14 protein-coding genes are annotated in these 15388 nt (G+C 57.0%); 8 read left to right on the forward strand and 6 right to left on the reverse strand.

Annotated elements, in window-relative coordinates; genetic code table 11:
- Nucleotides 1-17: 17 nt before the first annotated feature.
- Nucleotides 18-1133, reverse strand: a complete 1116-nt coding sequence (locus tag IMQ33_RS17080) for a branched-chain amino acid ABC transporter substrate-binding protein (protein WP_065685453.1) — start codon at nt 1131-1133, stop codon at nt 18-20.
- 463 nt (nt 1134-1596) lie between these two features.
- Here IMQ33_RS17080 and panM point away from each other — a divergent pair, with 463 nt between their 5' ends.
- From panM to IMQ33_RS17095, 3 genes are read left to right on the forward strand one after another with little or no spacing between them, the layout of a single operon-like run.
- Complete coding sequence (gene panM / locus IMQ33_RS17085) at nt 1597-1989, forward strand: aspartate 1-decarboxylase autocleavage activator PanM (protein WP_196062389.1); 393 nt, start codon at nt 1597-1599, stop codon at nt 1987-1989.
- The gene (locus IMQ33_RS17090) at nt 1986-3203 is read left to right on the forward strand and encodes a DUF3142 domain-containing protein (protein WP_196062390.1); all 1218 of its coding nucleotides are present in this window, start codon (nt 1986-1988) and stop codon (nt 3201-3203) included. The genes panM and IMQ33_RS17090 overlap by 4 nt, the downstream gene beginning before the upstream one ends.
- A complete protein-coding gene (locus tag IMQ33_RS17095; RefSeq protein WP_196062391.1) occupies nt 3190-5265 on the forward strand; it encodes a hypothetical protein in 2076 nt (691 codons plus the stop codon). Before IMQ33_RS17090 ends, IMQ33_RS17095 begins: the two co-directional genes overlap by 14 nt.
- Before the next feature lie 272 nt (nt 5266-5537).
- Here the strand turns inward: IMQ33_RS17095 and rpoH are convergent, their stop codons facing one another.
- From rpoH to ftsY, 4 genes are all read right to left on the reverse strand, one after another.
- Nucleotides 5538-6395: an RNA polymerase sigma factor RpoH gene (rpoH, locus tag IMQ33_RS17100; RefSeq protein WP_021181503.1), complete on the reverse strand. Its 858-nt coding sequence runs from the start codon at nt 6393-6395 to the stop codon at nt 5538-5540.
- 315 nt (nt 6396-6710) lie between these two features.
- Nucleotides 6711-7664: a permease-like cell division protein FtsX gene (ftsX, locus tag IMQ33_RS17105; protein WP_024484638.1), complete on the reverse strand. Its 954-nt coding sequence runs from the start codon at nt 7662-7664 to the stop codon at nt 6711-6713.
- Complete coding sequence (gene ftsE, locus IMQ33_RS17110) at nt 7654-8325, reverse strand: cell division ATP-binding protein FtsE (protein WP_021181505.1); 672 nt, start codon at nt 8323-8325, stop codon at nt 7654-7656. The genes ftsX and ftsE overlap by 11 nt, the downstream gene beginning before the upstream one ends.
- 5 nt (nt 8326-8330) lie before the next feature.
- Nucleotides 8331-9932: a signal recognition particle-docking protein FtsY gene (ftsY, locus tag IMQ33_RS17115; RefSeq protein ID WP_196062392.1), complete on the reverse strand. Its 1602-nt coding sequence runs from the start codon at nt 9930-9932 to the stop codon at nt 8331-8333.
- A gap of 228 nt (nt 9933-10160) precedes the next feature.
- Between ftsY and rsmD the strand changes: the two genes are divergently transcribed.
- From rsmD to IMQ33_RS17130, 3 genes are all read left to right on the forward strand, one after another.
- Nucleotides 10161-10784, forward strand: coding sequence for a 16S rRNA (guanine(966)-N(2))-methyltransferase (gene rsmD / locus IMQ33_RS17120; protein ID WP_065684886.1), 624 nt, complete (start codon nt 10161-10163; stop codon nt 10782-10784).
- Nucleotides 10774-11046 carry a DUF1145 family protein gene (locus tag IMQ33_RS17125; protein ID WP_021181508.1) on the forward strand — a complete coding sequence of 91 codons (273 nt, stop codon included), beginning with the start codon at nt 10774-10776 and terminating at the stop codon, nt 11044-11046. Before rsmD ends, IMQ33_RS17125 begins: the two co-directional genes overlap by 11 nt.
- Before the next feature lie 67 nt (nt 11047-11113).
- Entirely contained in the window at nt 11114-11719 is a 606-nt protein-coding gene (locus IMQ33_RS17130; RefSeq protein WP_226906650.1) for a hypothetical protein, read from the forward strand.
- Nucleotides 11720-11724: 5 nt separating this feature from the next.
- On the opposite strand, the gene IMQ33_RS17135 is transcribed toward IMQ33_RS17130, so the two are convergent.
- Nucleotides 11725-12084, reverse strand: a complete 360-nt coding sequence (locus tag IMQ33_RS17135) for a DUF2500 domain-containing protein (protein WP_021181509.1) — start codon at nt 12082-12084, stop codon at nt 11725-11727.
- A 163-nt stretch (nt 12085-12247) separates the two neighbouring features.
- Between IMQ33_RS17135 and IMQ33_RS17140 the strand changes: the two genes are divergently transcribed.
- Together IMQ33_RS17140 and IMQ33_RS17145 are read left to right on the forward strand one after the other, a co-directional pair.
- Complete coding sequence (locus IMQ33_RS17140; RefSeq protein WP_021181510.1) at nt 12248-12874, forward strand: lysoplasmalogenase; 627 nt, start codon at nt 12248-12250, stop codon at nt 12872-12874.
- A 141-nt stretch (nt 12875-13015) separates the two neighbouring features.
- Complete coding sequence (locus IMQ33_RS17145; protein ID WP_196062393.1) at nt 13016-15352, forward strand: zinc/cadmium/mercury/lead-transporting ATPase; 2337 nt, start codon at nt 13016-13018, stop codon at nt 15350-15352.
- Nucleotides 15353-15388: the final 36 nt, after the last annotated feature.

Here is a 15388-nt window from a genome sequence, read left to right on the forward strand (position 1 = left end):
GGCCACCTTAAACGGGCTTATTTAATCGGCGTTGATGAGCCGTCGGCATGCCATTCAAACACCCCGAACTCGAAGCCTTTCAGATCGCCTTTGTCATCCCAGCTCAGTGGCCCCATCACGGTTGCCACCGGTTGGCCGGTTTTCAGATCTTTGACGATATCTGCTGGCTCCTGGCTACCGCTACGCTCCATCCCGGTGACCAGCGATTGCAGTGCCGCATAGGTGGTCCAGACAAATGGCCCTGTCGGATCCAGCTTCTTGGCTTTTAATGCATCAACTACCGGCTGGTTGGCTGGCACCTGATCGTAACGTTTTGGCAGCGTCACCAGCATGCCTTCAGACGCAGCACCGGCGATATTGGACAGCGAGGAGTTACCCACACCTTCCGGCCCCATGAAGCGAGTAGTCATGCCCGCCTGTTTGGCCTGACGCAGGATCTGCCCCATCTCCGGGTAGTAACCGCCGAAGTAGACGAAATCGACGTTTTCTTTCTTCAGGCGAGCCACCAGGGTAGAGAAATCTTTATCCCCAGCGGTGATACCTTCAAACAGCACCACGTCGGTACCCTGCTTTTTCAGGCTGTCACGCACTGAACGCGCCAGGCCTTCACCGTATTGCTGCTTGTCGTGGACCACGGCGATACGCTTGGGCTTAATCTCGTTGAGGATGTAGTTGGCAGCCGTTGGACCCTGATCGGAATCCAGGCCGGTGGTGCGCATGATCATCTTGTAACCACGGGTAGTCAGATCGGCGTTGGTCGCCGCCGGGGTGATCATGATCACGCCTTCGTCTTCATAGATGTCGGAAGCCGGCTGGGTCGAAGACGAGCACAGGTGGCCGATCACGTAACGAATGCCGTCATTGATGACCTTGTTGGCTACCGCTACCGCCTGTTTCGGGTCACAGGCATCGTCATACTCTACCGCCACCAGCTTATCGCCCTTGATCCCGCCTTTGGCGTTGATATCGGCAATTGCCTGACGTGCACCGGTGAACTCCATATCACCATACTGCGCCACCGGGCCGGACATGGCGCCCACTACGGCAATCTTGATGTCTTTTGCCACAGCGACATGGCCGATAGCCATCGCGATACAACCGGCCAGCAGCGCTTTACCCTTTGTTAATTTCATCCGCATAATCCCCATCTGTCGTTGTGAGTGTTTCTGTTGTATTTGTCACACCTAATCATTGTTTCTACCCGGCAGATTGCAAGTAACGTCCAACTGACCGTGGCTTGCAAAACGCCGGTAAATCGCTTTTATCTATAAGTAATAATGATTTAGGTAGATTCGCGACAATATTTTCTAATAAGACTTTATTTTTCATGCCATTAAACAGGAGTTTTCTTCTGCAAAGCAACTCCCAATGCCAGAAACAAGCGGTGTAAACAGGATAAAATCCGGATTAATTCTGCGCTGTTTAGCGCAAGGAACAGCGTGATATGCTGGTTAACACCTCATTAACCAATCGTTTACTCGGAAAATGCCCGCAGCAAAAAACATTTCGCGCAGACCTCGTATAGAAAAACTTACACAACGCTCTGTGCAAGATCCATTACACTGTCGACATCCCTTATCGGTGCGGAAATCCGGCATGAAACTGACCATTGAACGCTTGACCAGCTTGTCCCCACAAGACCTTATCGACCTTGGTAAAATCTGGCCACATCAACAACCTGCGCAGTGGCTAAGCTGGCTGGAGGAGGGTAGAGCACTGTTTGCCGCCCGATTTAACGAGCGGCTGCTAGGGGCGGTAAAAATCGAGATAGAGGGCCAGAGCGCCCAATTGCACGATCTGCTGGTGCGCGAAGTGACACGCCGCCGTGGCGTGGGGCTGTATCTGATGGAAGATACCCAACGCCAATTGCCACAGGTGCAACATTGGCAACTGGATACTGCCGGATTGGCAGCACGTGAACGTGGGGAAGTCGGCAACTTTATGCGCGCCTGCGGCTTCCAGGCTCAGGGCGATTGCTGGCAAAAATGAAACGTTGGATAGCCCTGATCGTCGTTATGCTACTCGCAATAATGGCCTGGTATGTTGGGCGCTACCAGGCAATGAACCTTCATCAACCTTGGGATCAGCAGGCCTACGTTTGGCAAAGGGTGTGGACACCTCAGCATGCCGAGGCGCTGGCTGCCAGCCGTGACCTGTTTACTACCCTGCGCGTGTTGGGTTTGCAGGTGCATCCCCGTGAGGGTTTCCGGGACATCACGGTCAATACCGCCCTGCTGAAACAGGATGGCCGTCCGCTATGGCTGGTAGTGCGGATAGACGGGCAACTGATGCAGTTGGATGAGGCCGCCATCTATGCACGTCTGCAGCAACAGCTGCAACGCTGGCAGGCGGCCGGTTTACCCGTGATTGGCGTGGAGATTGACCATGACGCCGCCACTGCCCGGCTGCCCCAATATCAACAATTTCTGCGCCAACTTCGCCAACGGCTTCCCTCTTCATTACAGCTAGGCATCACCGCCCTGCCCGCCTGGATCGGCTCCCCAGCGCTGCCCGGCGTTCTGCAACAGGTAGACAGCTCGGTGCTTCAGGTGCATGCGGTGCTCTCTCCCACCCAAGGTTTATTCGACGGCCGGTTGGCGCAGGAGTGGACACGCCAGTACGCGCGCCTTAGCCCTAAACCCTTCCGTATCGCCCTGCCAGCCTACGGCATGGCTCTGCTAGGGTTCGATGCCCAGGGGGCCCTGGTTGAGAGCGAAGCCTCACAGCGCGTGGCGGGCAAGGTCCAGGAACTGACCGTGGCTCCGCAGCAGGTTGCCGATTTTTTGCAGCAGCTCGCACAACGCCCACTGCCACGTCTGCACGGCATTATCTGGTTCCGCCTGCCACTGGAAACCGATCGCCGCGCCTGGTCGATGGCGACGCTACGGGCAGTGATCCAGCATCAGCCCTTGCTCACTAACTGGCAGGTTAAGTTTTTGCCGCAGCCACAGCAAAATGGGCTGTATGATTTGATTATTGAGAATCAGGGACCGATGGATGCGCCGTTACCGCGTGAGATCCACATTCAGGCAGAAGGTTGCCTGGCCGCCGACGCAGTAGGTCATTACCAGTTGGCAACACCATCGGAATCCCAACGCTTTATCCGCATTAGCGGCGATCAGCTACGAGCAGGGCAATCACGCCCCTTGGGCTGGCTACGCTGCCAACAGATCATGCCAGGAGGTACCCATGTCATACCTTGATTTGCACACAGCAGGGCACCGTCGCCGTGCGCTCCCGTTAGCATCACTGATCGCTGCAGCATTGATGGTGCCGCTGAGCGGCCAGGCCTGTGGGCCGGACTTCCCCAACCGCCTGCTGGTCAACCGCAACGGCACCCTGCTGTATATGCCTGAGGGCAACTTCGCTTTCGAAGCCACCCGTCTGGTGCCGGTAGACCCACAGCTGCCACGCTGGCAGGCCGAAGCACCGGCGACACCGCCAAAACCGATGCCCCTCTCGCCGGAGCAGCAAGCCATTGCCCAAATGCGGGCAACCAAGACCGTAGAAGAAGCCGACGCGGTGAATGCGCAAGGGCTATCGAATGCCGCGCGCTTATATACGCTGGGGGCGGTAGCCTTTGCCGCAGAAGATCCTCGGGCGTCGCAATATTTCCAGCAGGTGTTGGCATTGCCAGCCGCCGAGCAGGGAGCATGGGGGTTACGGGCGCAATACTCGCTTGGCCGCCTGCTGATGGACGATCATGGCACGCCGGAAAACGAATCCGGTAGCGAGCCGGTGGTGAAACATCCGGAGAAAGCTCAGCTTGAGCAGGCCCTGGCCGCTTTCCAGCAGGTGATCGACCAGGTGAAAAGTGGTACTGCCGATCCCGATCAACTGGCACTGAGTAGCCTGGGCCAGCAGGCACGTATTCATTTGTGGCTCGGGGAAATCGCTCCGGCGGCACAGCTGTATGCCCAGCAGGCCGCTCAAGGCGATCCCGATGGCGGGCTTTCGTTGCAGTATATCTCCAGCTATTTGATCAACCCGCAGCATGTAGAGGCGTTAAAACAGGCCATTCACGATCCGCTGGTGCAGCAGTTGGTCACCATTGAGCTGTTCGCCCGCAGCAGTAACCTGGAGATGTCCGGCATCATTAACGGTGAGACCGGCGCCAAACAGCTTGTCAATCAGACCCTGACGTTGCTCAATGACTCGGTTAAAAGCGGTTTCACCGGTAGCGACCGGCTGGCGGCGCTGGCCTATCGTTCCGGGCAATATGCCATGGCGGCCAACCTGCTGAAAAATGCGGGTGATGGCGGTTTAGCCTGGTGGTTACGTGCCAAAATGGCCCTGCGTGATGGTGATGTGAAAGCCGCCACTGCCGCCTATGCCAAAGCCGCAGCCGCATTCCCTACCGATGAAAGCTGGGGAGAACAGCGTAACGAAGACTTCGCAGCCGAAATGATCGTGCCGGATTGCCGAGTTGCCGGCGAGCAGGCCATTCTGGCGCTGAACCGTGGCGACTATCTGCAAGCGATGGACCTGATGTATCGCGGCAAAGAAAACTACTGGGCAGACGTGGCGGATATCGCCGAGCGGGTGCTGACGGTCGATGAGCTGAAAGGCTTTGTGGATAAGCATGCACCAGCGCCCACCACGCCGCTCAAGCCGGTCAAACCCGACGAATACAATGGCGAGCGGATCACCCAAGAGGTTCAACTGCGTGAATTGCTGGCACGGCGCATGATGCGCGCTGGCCGCTATGAGGAAGCGGTGAACTACTTTGCCATTCCGAACTACCGCCAGGCGGCGCAGGACTTTGCCAACCTGATGAAAGCGGCGAAGGATAAATCGGCGGATAAGAACGCACGCGCCAAAAGCTACTATCAGGCGGCGGCGCTGTTGCGCTCGCAGGGATTGGATTTCACCGGTTACGAAATGACGCCGGATTACAATATTTATGGCGCGGGGTATTCCTATCTGGGGGATGCTTTCAACACCAAGGATATCAAAGACAAGAGTTGGATCAGCGCGGCGGAAGCGGCACGGGCCAAAAAATCGTTGCCAGACGAAGATAACCGTTTCCTGCATTACCGCTGGCAGGCGGTGGATCTGGCACAAAAGGCCGCCGATCTGCTGCCACCGAAAAGCCAGGCTTATGCAGCCGTGCTGTGTAATGCCGCTGGTTGGGTGATAGCCCGCGACGCCAAGACTGGCCGGGCGCTGTATCAGCGTTATATCAAGAACGGCACCCAGTTTGAGTGGGGGACCAAGTTTGGCTACAACTGCCCGGCACCGGAGTTTGATACCTCAGCCAACTAGTGAACGGCCCCCTCACCCTCTCCAAAGGGAGAGGGGGTCCAAGCTATCCCCCGCATCCAACTGCGGCTTCGGGCTAGATCCCTCTCCCCCAAACAAGTGTTATAACGCCCTCAGGCATACAGTGGGAGAGGGCTAGGGTGAAGGCTAATAATGCTAAGCGGGCGCAGCATGCAGCCCACCTATCTATGTAGCGAGCAGGTAAGTAAGCCGTGTGATAAAAACAGAAAAGCCCGGCAAGCCGGGCTTTTCGAGCGTTAAGCGCTATATCGGTATCAGGCTTCGATCGCCATCTTCAGTTTCTTCATGGCGTTCTTTTCAAGCTGACGCACACGCTCAGCAGAGACGCCGTACTGATCGGCCAGCTCTTGCAGGGTGGACTTGTTGTCGTCGTCCAACCAGCGAGCGCGGATGATATGCTGGCTACGCTCGTCCAGACCTTCCAGCGCGTAGGCCAGTTTGTCTGCGGCGTTGCTTTCCCAGTTATCTTCTTCGATCCCTTCGGCAAAGTCCGAGCTTTTATCTTGCAGATAGAGCATTGGGGCCATGGCATGACCGTCACGCCCTTCGTCTTCCGGCGTTGGGTCAAAGGTCATGTCCTGTGCCGCCATGCGCGACTCCATCTCACGCACGTCTTTGCTGGTGACACCCAGCTCGCGCGCGACCAGCTCCACTTCATCCTGGTTGAACCAGCCCAGACGCTGCTTGGTTTTACGCAGGTTGAAGAACAGCTTGCGCTGTGCCTTGGTGGTCGCCACTTTGACGATACGCCAGTTGCGCAGCACGTACTCGTGAATTTCTGCCTTGATCCAATGCACCGCAAAGGACACCAGACGTACGCCAACCTCTGGGTTGAAGCGACGCACGGCCTTCATCAGGCCGATATTACCTTCCTGGATAAGATCTGCCACCGGCAAACCGTACCCTGAATAGTTACGGGCAATATGAGCGACAAAGCGCAGGTGAGACAGGATGAGCTGCTTAGCTGCTTCCAGATCGCCCTGATAATGCAGCCGTTCAGCCAGTTCCCGCTCTTCCTCTGCCGTCAGCATCGGATAGGTGTTGGCTGCCCGCAGGTAGGCTTCCAAGCTGCCCTGTGGGACTAAGGCTAAAGTGCGCATTTCTTTGGTCATTCAAAACCCTCTCTTGATAAAACTGGTCATGCAGGTGATTTCACGGCGGGGGAGTTAGTGATCTTACGGCAGTTGCTGTTGCAAAAGCGGTTCCACAAGCCGGGCACCTAAACATTTGCTGCAGATTTGGACCGTGCTCAACCCCAAAAGTTCACCGTTTTTCACACACAGTGCACACGACAATACGTCATGCAAGCTCAGGTTGATTGGGAATTTGTGCGTTTGAGAAGAGATCGGAGATGTTGAGGTCTGGCAGCTCTTCTCCCGCAGCACGGCAACCGGGCCGCAGCAGGAGAAGAGTATACCAAAAATTCACTATTGTGGTGTAAATCGGCGTAAATGTTGCACGGTGGCCAACCAGGCAGCAATCCAGCCAATCATCGCCGAGATCAGCAGCAGCAACAGCGCCTCATCCCAACCCAGGCCATGCAGGGTAAAGGTGGTGCCAAATACCTTCGCCACGTTGGTCACTACCGACTCCAGCTTCCACACCAGCGCGCCAGACAGAACCAGCGACAACAGCGCGCCGAAGAAGCCGAGCATTGCACCACCATTAAGGAACGGCCGCAGGATAAAACCGTCGGTAGCACCGATCAGCTTCATCACGTTGATGGTATCGCGACGGCTGAAGATGCTCAGACGCACGCTGTTACCAATTACCAGGAACACCGCCACCACCATCAGTATGCCGATCATCAAGGCCACCTGGCCCACCAACCCGGTCAGCGCCGCCAGGCGAGCAAACCAGCTGTCGTCCATCCTGACTTCATCCACGCCCTGCACCGCCGCTACGCGATCACGCAGGGTGGTGAGCGTATCGGAACTCTGGAAACTCATCTGCGGCGTGACAATCGCCACGGCTGGCAGCGGGTTTTCTTCCAGCATATCCAGCGCGCCACCAAAACCAGACCAGTTGCGGAACTCGCCCCGCGCCTCTTCACGCGACAGGTAGTTCACCTTCTCCACCCCGGCCTCGGCCTTGATGGCATCCAGCACTTTGACCGCCGCGTCATCGTCGAGGGATTTATCCAGATACACCGTCAGCTGTGGCGTTGGGTACCACTGTGTCGCCGCGGTACTGACGTTCTTCCAAACGATGTAGCAAACGCTCGGCAGCGTCAGGGAGATGGCGATGACCATCACGGTCAGCAGCGTTGCCAGCGGTTGGCGCAGCATATCGGCAATGGCGTTCATCCAGGCGTAGCGCCACTGTTCACGCCAGCCACCGCGCAGTGCCTTGCTCTTGGCGGTTTTTGCATTATTCGCCATGCTGTGCTCCCCCTACCATACGGCCCTGGCTCAGCGTCAGGATGCGGTAATTGCGCCGGGCGATCAGCCCGGTGTCGTGGGTTGCCATCAGCACCGTCACCCCAACGCGGTTAAATTCTTCAAACAGGCGCAGGATCCCTTCCGACAGGGCGTCGTCCAGGTTACCGGTCGGTTCGTCTGCCAACAGTACCGCTGGCTTGTTCACCACCGCGCGGGCAATGCCAACGCGTTGCTGCTCACCGCCGGAAAGCTGAATAGGGAAGTTCTTCGCTTTATCCAGCAGCCCAACCTTGTCCAGCGCAGCCGAAACGCGGCGACGGATATCTTCGGTACTGGCTCCGGCGATGACCAGCGGCATTGCCACGTTGTCATACACCGTACGATCCAGCAGCAGATGGTGATCCTGGAAAATCATGCCGATCTGGCGGCGCAGGAAAGGCACCTCGCGGTTTTTCAACCGGCTGATGTCATGCCCGCCAAACCAGATATGACCGGCGCTTGGCCGCTCAATCCCACAAATCAGTTTCAGCAGGGTACTTTTCCCCGCGCCGGAATGGCCGGTCAGAAACGCCATCTCCGCCGGACGCAGATGAAAATCTACCCCCTGCAGGGCCTGCCGTCCGCCCAGATAAGCTTTACTGACCTGTTCAAAGCGAATCATCCGTATCAATCCTCTCGGGCAAAAAGTGCCTCAATAAAGTCATCAGCCTTAAACGGCCGCAAATCTTCGATGCCTTCACCAACGCCGATGTAACGGATCGGGATAGTAAACTGATCGGCGATGGAGAAGATCACCCCGCCTTTGGCGGTACCGTCCAGTTTAGTCAGCGTTATGCCGGTCAGGCCCACGGCTTCATTAAATAATTTCGCCTGGTTAACCGCATTTTGTCCGGTGCTGGCATCCAGAGTCAGCATAACCTCATGAGGGGCCTGCTCGTCCAGTTTTTTCATCACCCGCACGATCTTCTTCAGCTCTTCCATCAGGTGAGCCTTGTTCTGCAGGCGACCGGCGGTGTCGGCGATCAGCACATCGATATTGCGGGCTTTAGCCGCCTGCACCGCGTCGAAGATCACCGAAGCAGAGTCGGCACCGGTATGCTGAGCGATGACCGGAATGCGGTTACGTTCGCCCCAGACCTGCAACTGCTCAACCGCGGCGGCGCGGAAAGTGTCGCCTGCGGCCAGCATCACCGATTTACCTTCAGCCTGGAACTGACGCGCCAGCTTGCCGATGGTGGTAGTTTTACCCACGCCGTTGACGCCAACCATCAGGATCACGAACGGCGTTTTGCCGCCGACATCCAGTGGCTGATCCACCTTGGCGAGAATTTCCGCCATCTCTTCTTTCAGTTTGCCATACAGCGATTCGGCGTCTTTCAGCTGCTTACGGCTGGCGTGCAGAGTAAGAGACTCAATGATTTTACGAGTGGTTTCTACGCCAACGTCGGCGATTAACAGCTGTTCTTCCAGCTCTTCGAAGAGATCGTCGTCGATCTTCTTACCGCGGAACAGGCCGATAAAACCGGAGCCCAGGTTCTGTTTGGTTTTCAGCAGGCTGCGTTTAAGACGGGCGAAGAAGCCTTCTTTGCTAGGGCGCTCTTGCTCTTGTGTTACCGCCGGAGCCAGCAGTTCAGGCTGTTCAGGTTCCGCTTCCCGTTCTGGCTCGATAACCTCGTCAATCAGCTCTGGCTCAGGTTCGACAATCTCAGCAGGCGCCTCGATTACCGCTTCAATCAACTCTGGCTCAGGTGCGATAACTTCAGCAGGCGCTTCGATTACCGCTTCAATCACCTCTGGCTCAGGTTCAATAATCTCGGCAGGTGCCTCGATAACCGCTTCAACCAGCTCTGGCTCAGGTTCGACAATCTCAGCAGGCGCCTCGATAACCGCTTCAATCACCTCTGGTTCAGGCTCGATAATCTCGGCAGGCGCTTCAATCAGCTCGGATTCTTCTACTTGCGCCTCAGGCTGTTGCGCTACGGTGACTTCTTCGATCGCCACCGGCTCAGCGTGGTGTTCATCCAGCGGCAGGATATTTTCGGTGATAGGCTCGCCGCTCAGGCTGCTATCCCACTCCCCTGGGGTATCTTTGGTGGCGGCTGGAGCAGATTCCTGGGTAGGAAGCTTGTCGTCCAGTTTGGGGGCAGCCGGGGTTTCTGCGGCCTGCTGTTCCGCCTGTTCTACGGCAGATTCAGGTTGTTGCTGCTCTTCTTCCTTCTGGCCGAAGCCCAGCCAGGAGAAAAACCCACGTTTTTTATCTTTTGCCATGTTCTGACCCTACTCCGTACCAATGGCTTGCAAATGCGAAAAATTAATTCGCCGAGTCTATCACTTTCCCTGGCACAGCAACACGCATCGGCAATGCTTTCATAGAGGTAGTTTTACTGCCCCCCCTGCCTGTACTGCGCCCCATCGCCTCCAGGCTGCAACTTATTAACGATTGGGTATAGAATAGCGGTAACTTTTCGTTAACCCCGCAACTGATTAAGACTCTTTATGGCAAAACAACCACCGCGCGGCGCACTCAAAAAGCCGCAGACGGCCTCCGCTGGCCAAATCCGCATCATCGGCGGCCAATGGCGCGGGCGCAAACTGCCGGTGCCCAACAGCGAAGGGCTGCGACCAACCACCGACCGCGTACGCGAAACCTTGTTCAACTGGTTAGCCCCGGTGATCCGCGGCGCTCGCTGTCTGGACTGCTTCGCAGGTAGCGGTGCGTTGGGGTTGGAAGCCTTGTCGCGCTATGCCGAAAGCGCCACGCTGCTGGAATACGAGCGGCCAGTCGCACAACAGCTGGGGAAAAACCTGGCGCTGTTGCAAGGCAATGGCAACGTCGTTAATACCAATGCCTTAACTTGGTTGGCAGGCAACGGGCAACCTTTTGACGTGGTGTTTCTCGATCCCCCGTTCCGCAAAGGGCTGCTGGCCGAAACCATCACGCTGTTGGAACAACAGGGCTGGTTAGCGAACGAGGCCTGGATTTACGTTGAGGCCGAAGCCGAAAGCGCCGCCACCGATGTTCCTGCGACCTGGACACTGCACCGCGAGAAGGTCGCCGGCCAGGTAGCCTATCGCCTTTACCTCCGTACCCTTGAAGAGAAAACCGAACATGCTGATTAATCTGGGCCGTCTGCTGATGCTGTGCGTGTGGGGCTTTCTGCTCACCAACCTGTTTCACCCGTACCCCAAGCCGTTGACCTACTTCATCAACGTAGCCTTGTTCTTTATGGTGGTGATGCACGGGCTACAGCTGGTGCTACTGAAGTCCACCCAGCCGAAAGATCAGCCCATCAGCCGCTGGCTGGAAACCAAGATCTTTATTTTTGGCGTGTTTGAGCTGTTGGACTGGCAGAAAAAGCAGCCGCCGCTGAAGAAAAAATAGCCTTTTAGCGGGCGCAGCCTACCGCGCCCCGTTGCTAGCCGGGAATTCCTTTAAACCTAAGGAACGGATGATGGCATTATTGGGATTCGTTAATGAACAGGAGTGTCGGCGCTGGCAAGGCGCGTCCCCTTATCTTCCCGCCTTCAGCTTTTATGAGAAACATCAGTCTCATCCCATTGATGCCTCGCCTGAAGCCATTATCCAGGCGGTGCTCGCTCTGGATATGGAGGAAGATCCCTTCATCCGACGCTTGCTGATGCTGCGTCAATTGCCCGGCAGGTTACGCCAACGCTACTTCGGCACCAGGCAAACTCCCCCGGCAGCCTTTGGTTTCGACACCTTTACCCTGCTGCAGCAAAATAGCCATGAAGTTTCTTTTGGATTGGCTGGTCGGTTCTGGCGGCCGGAATTGGGCGTGCACAAGCTGGAAAGTGCCGACGAGTTTCACCATTTTACCGATCCCGCGGCCGCCAAGCTGGTGCTGCGTTTTATGGTCATACAAGACAACGCTGGACATACCCGGCTGCGAACAGAAACCTTCGTCTGGTGCCCTACGCCACGGGTCAAAGCGCTATTTGCCTGCTACTGGGCGCTTATTCGGCCTGCTAGCGGCTGGATAAGACGCCGTACCCTGCTCTCAGTGCAACGCAAGCTGTCAGCAACCAGCAATTAACGCCCCTACGATTTCTGCGCCGTGAAGGAGATAAAACGGGTGCCCTGTAGGCTCAGCGTACCCTGAGCGCCTTTATCTATCTGATTATATTGCTGCTGCGGCAACGGTATTTTGATCTCGCTGCCGCCCGTCAACGGACGGAAGTACACTTCGTAACGCATATCTTCCACCACGATGTTTTCCCGCTGCCGCGAACGACGATTCGGCGAGGGGAACTCCCGCTTGGCACTGACTTCCACCTGCAATGTACGCACCGGCTGGCGGTCATTATCCGCATCCTGGCGGCGTTTGTTGAGGTATTGGCGGGTCGCCAGCACCGCAATCAGCGCGATCACGGCAACAAAGAACAACGGTGGCTTACTCATTGACGGTTTTCCTTTTTTACCCGGCGAATTTCATTCACGCCTAAAACCGCGTAAACATAGCATTCAGAAGAAAGCATTGTCGAACCCACGCGCGCTGCTTACACTGAGAAAGTGACAACCTGGGGTTGGTTATCCCGGCTCCTATCATAAATAAGGAAGACATATGAGTTGGCCGTTCCTTGCCGTATTTTTTTCCGGTTGGTTGTTCGTTGATGCCTCCTATCGCGGCCCGCGCTGGCAGCGCTGGGTGTTTAAACCGGTCACCTTGCTGCTGTTGCTGTTATTGGCCTGGCAGGCTCCGGTATTGGGCCCCGCGGGTTACCTGATCGTTTTGGGCCTGTTGGCAACGCTGGCGGGTGATGCCTTGCTGCTGTTGCCGCGTGAGCGGGTGCTGTACGCCATCGGGGCTTTCTTCCTCTCACACCTGCTGTATACCCTGAGCTTTGCCAGCCAGATGACCTTCAGCCTGTTCTGGCCCTTGCCGCTGGTGCTGCTGGTGATTGGCGCGCTACTGCTGGCCATCATCTGGAGCCGGTTGGAAGAAATGCGCTGGCCAATCGCCACACTGGTTGCCATGACGCTGCTGATGGTGTGGCTGGCGGGGGAACAATATTTCCTGCGCAGTACCGACTTTGGCTTCTCATTGCTGGCGGGTACCTCGCTGCTGCTGTTGGCGAATATCGTCTGGCTGCTGAACCGCTACCGCTTTACCTTCCGCGCGGCAGATGCCGTGGTTGCCTTCTGCTACTTCTCCGGGCATTTCCTCATCGTCCGCTCGCTATATCTGTAATGCCAGGCTACGGGTTCGGGCAACCGGATCCGTAGCGCCCCTGCAATTAACAATAATTCTCATATCGCGCTTGACTCTGGAGTCAGCTCCAAGGTGTAGAGTGCTTGTTGAGATGATATTGGATTGCCTGAAGGGGGCGCTATGCAGACTCATAAACCACATAATCACCAAGAGCATCAGCATCAAGAACATAATCACGATCACAGCTGCGGCTGTAGTCATGACCACGCCAAAACCCAGCATGGCTGTAGCAGTGAAAAAACCCCGGTGGGAGCAACCGCTGCCCATGACCATCAAGCGGCCCACGAGCACGGTGCCAGCTGTTGCAGTAGCGATGGCCCCGACGACCCGGATGAGGAAAGCGACAGACTGGCTGCCGTTCCCCCTTCCGGCAGCCAGCGTTTCAGTTGGAAAGTCACCGGCATGGATTGCCCGAGCTGTGCCAAGAAAATCGAAAATGCCGTAACGTCGATCCCCGGCGTCGACAGCGCTCGCGTGCTGTTTGCCACGGAAAAACTGGTGGTGGATGCCCAATCCGACGTCAGCGTGCGGATCCAGGACGCGGTAAAACAGGCTGGCTTTACCCTGCTGGGGACTACCCCGGCGGCAATAGGTGATGAACCGAAAGCCTCCCGGTTTGGTGAGTACGGCCCCCTGCTGCTGCTCTCCGCGCTGATGGTGCTCAGTTGGGTTCTCGACTTCTTCAACCCACGTCTGGGTGAAATTGCCTTTATCGCTACCACCTTGGTCGGCCTGGTGCCGATTGCCAGCAAAGCCCTGCGCCTGATCCGTTCAGGCACACCGTTTGCCATAGAAACCCTGATGAGCGTTGCCGCCATCGGTGCGTTGTTTATCGGTGCCACCGCCGAAGCGGCCATGGTGCTGTTGCTGTTTATGGTGGGGGAACTGCTGGAATCCTACGCGGCCAATCGTGCACGCCGTGGCGTGAAAGCATTGATGGAATTGGTGCCGGAAGATGCTCTGCTTATCCAGGGCAGCGTACGTAAACGCGTACCGGTGGCCAGCCTGCGCCCCGGTGACGTGATAGAGATCGCGCCCGGTGGCCGCTTGCCTGCCGATGCCGAGTTGCTAAACCCATTCGCCAGCTTTGACGAAAGCGCTTTAACCGGTGAATCCGTGCCGGTAGAACGCCAACAAGGTCAGAAAGTGGCCGCCGGCAGCCTGTCCGTCGATCAGGCTGCGCAGATGAAAGTCACTTCCGAGCCGGGCAAAAATGCCATCGACCGTATCCTGCAACTGATTGAAGAGGCCGAAGAGCGCCGCGCACCAATTGAGCGCTTCCTCGATCGCTTCAGCCGTTACTACACTCCGGCGATCATGCTGCTGGCCGTGGCGGTGATCCTGGTGCCACCGCTGCTGTTTGCCGAACCTTGGGAGATGTGGATCTACCGGGGTCTGACCTTGCTGCTGATTGGTTGTCCTTGTGCCTTGGTCATCTCTACGCCAGCGGCCATCACCTCTGGTCTTGCGGCGGCTACACGCCGGGGCGCACTGATTAAAGGCGGTGCTGCGTTGGAACAGTTGGGCCAAGTGCAAACCATCGCGTTCGACAAAACCGGGACGCTGACCGAAGGCAAACCGACTGTGACCGACGTGCTGCCTGTAGACGGGCTTAGCGAGCAGCAACTGCTGGCCATCGCAGCAGCAGTCGAGACGGGCTCACACCACCCCTTGGCGCAAGCTGTCGTCAACCGCGCAGCACAAAACGGGGATGCGTTACCACTGGCCGAGAACCGCCGTGCGTTGGCGGGTATTGGGGTTGAGGGGAAGGTTGACGGTAAAACTATCCTGATCAGCGCACCGGGCAAGTTGACGGAAAATCAGTTGAGCAGCGAATGGCGCAGCCAGGTAGAGAAGCTGGAAACGGCGGGTAAAACCGCAGTGGTGGTGTTAGAGGACGGGCAGCCTATCGGTTTGCTGGCGTTGCGTGACACCCTGCGTAGCGACGCTAAACAGGCGATTGCCGAGTTGGCGCAGTTAGGCGTTCGTGGTGTGATGCTCACCGGTGATAACCCGCGCGCTGCGGCCGCTATTGCCAATGAATTGGGGATCGATTACCGCGCCGGGTTAATGCCGGAAGACAAAGTGAACGCAGTAACCGAGCTGAGCAAGTTGCAACCTACCGCCATGATCGGCGATGGTATCAACGATGCCCCGGCGATGAAGGCCGCCAGCATTGGCATTGCGATGGGGAGCGGTACCGACGTGGCATTGGAAACGGCCGATGCCGCGCTGACGCACAACCGGTTGACCGGCGTTGCCGAGATGATCCGCATCTCCCGCGCCACACACGCCAATATTCGCCAGAACATTACCATTGCGCTTGGACTGAAAGCGATTTTCCTGGTCACCACCCTGCTGGGGATGACCGGCCTGTGGCTGGCCGTATTGGCAGACTCTGGGGCAACCGCGCTGGTGACCGCCAACGCCTTACGGCTGTTGAAAAAACGTCAGTAATACCATTCTATCGTCAGGGCACAACCCACTGTGCCC

Source organism: Serratia sp. Res13-Sevr-LER1-36-b (assembly GCF_015673035.1).
Taxonomy (GTDB): Bacteria; Pseudomonadota; Gammaproteobacteria; order Enterobacterales; family Enterobacteriaceae; genus Chania; species Chania fonticola_C.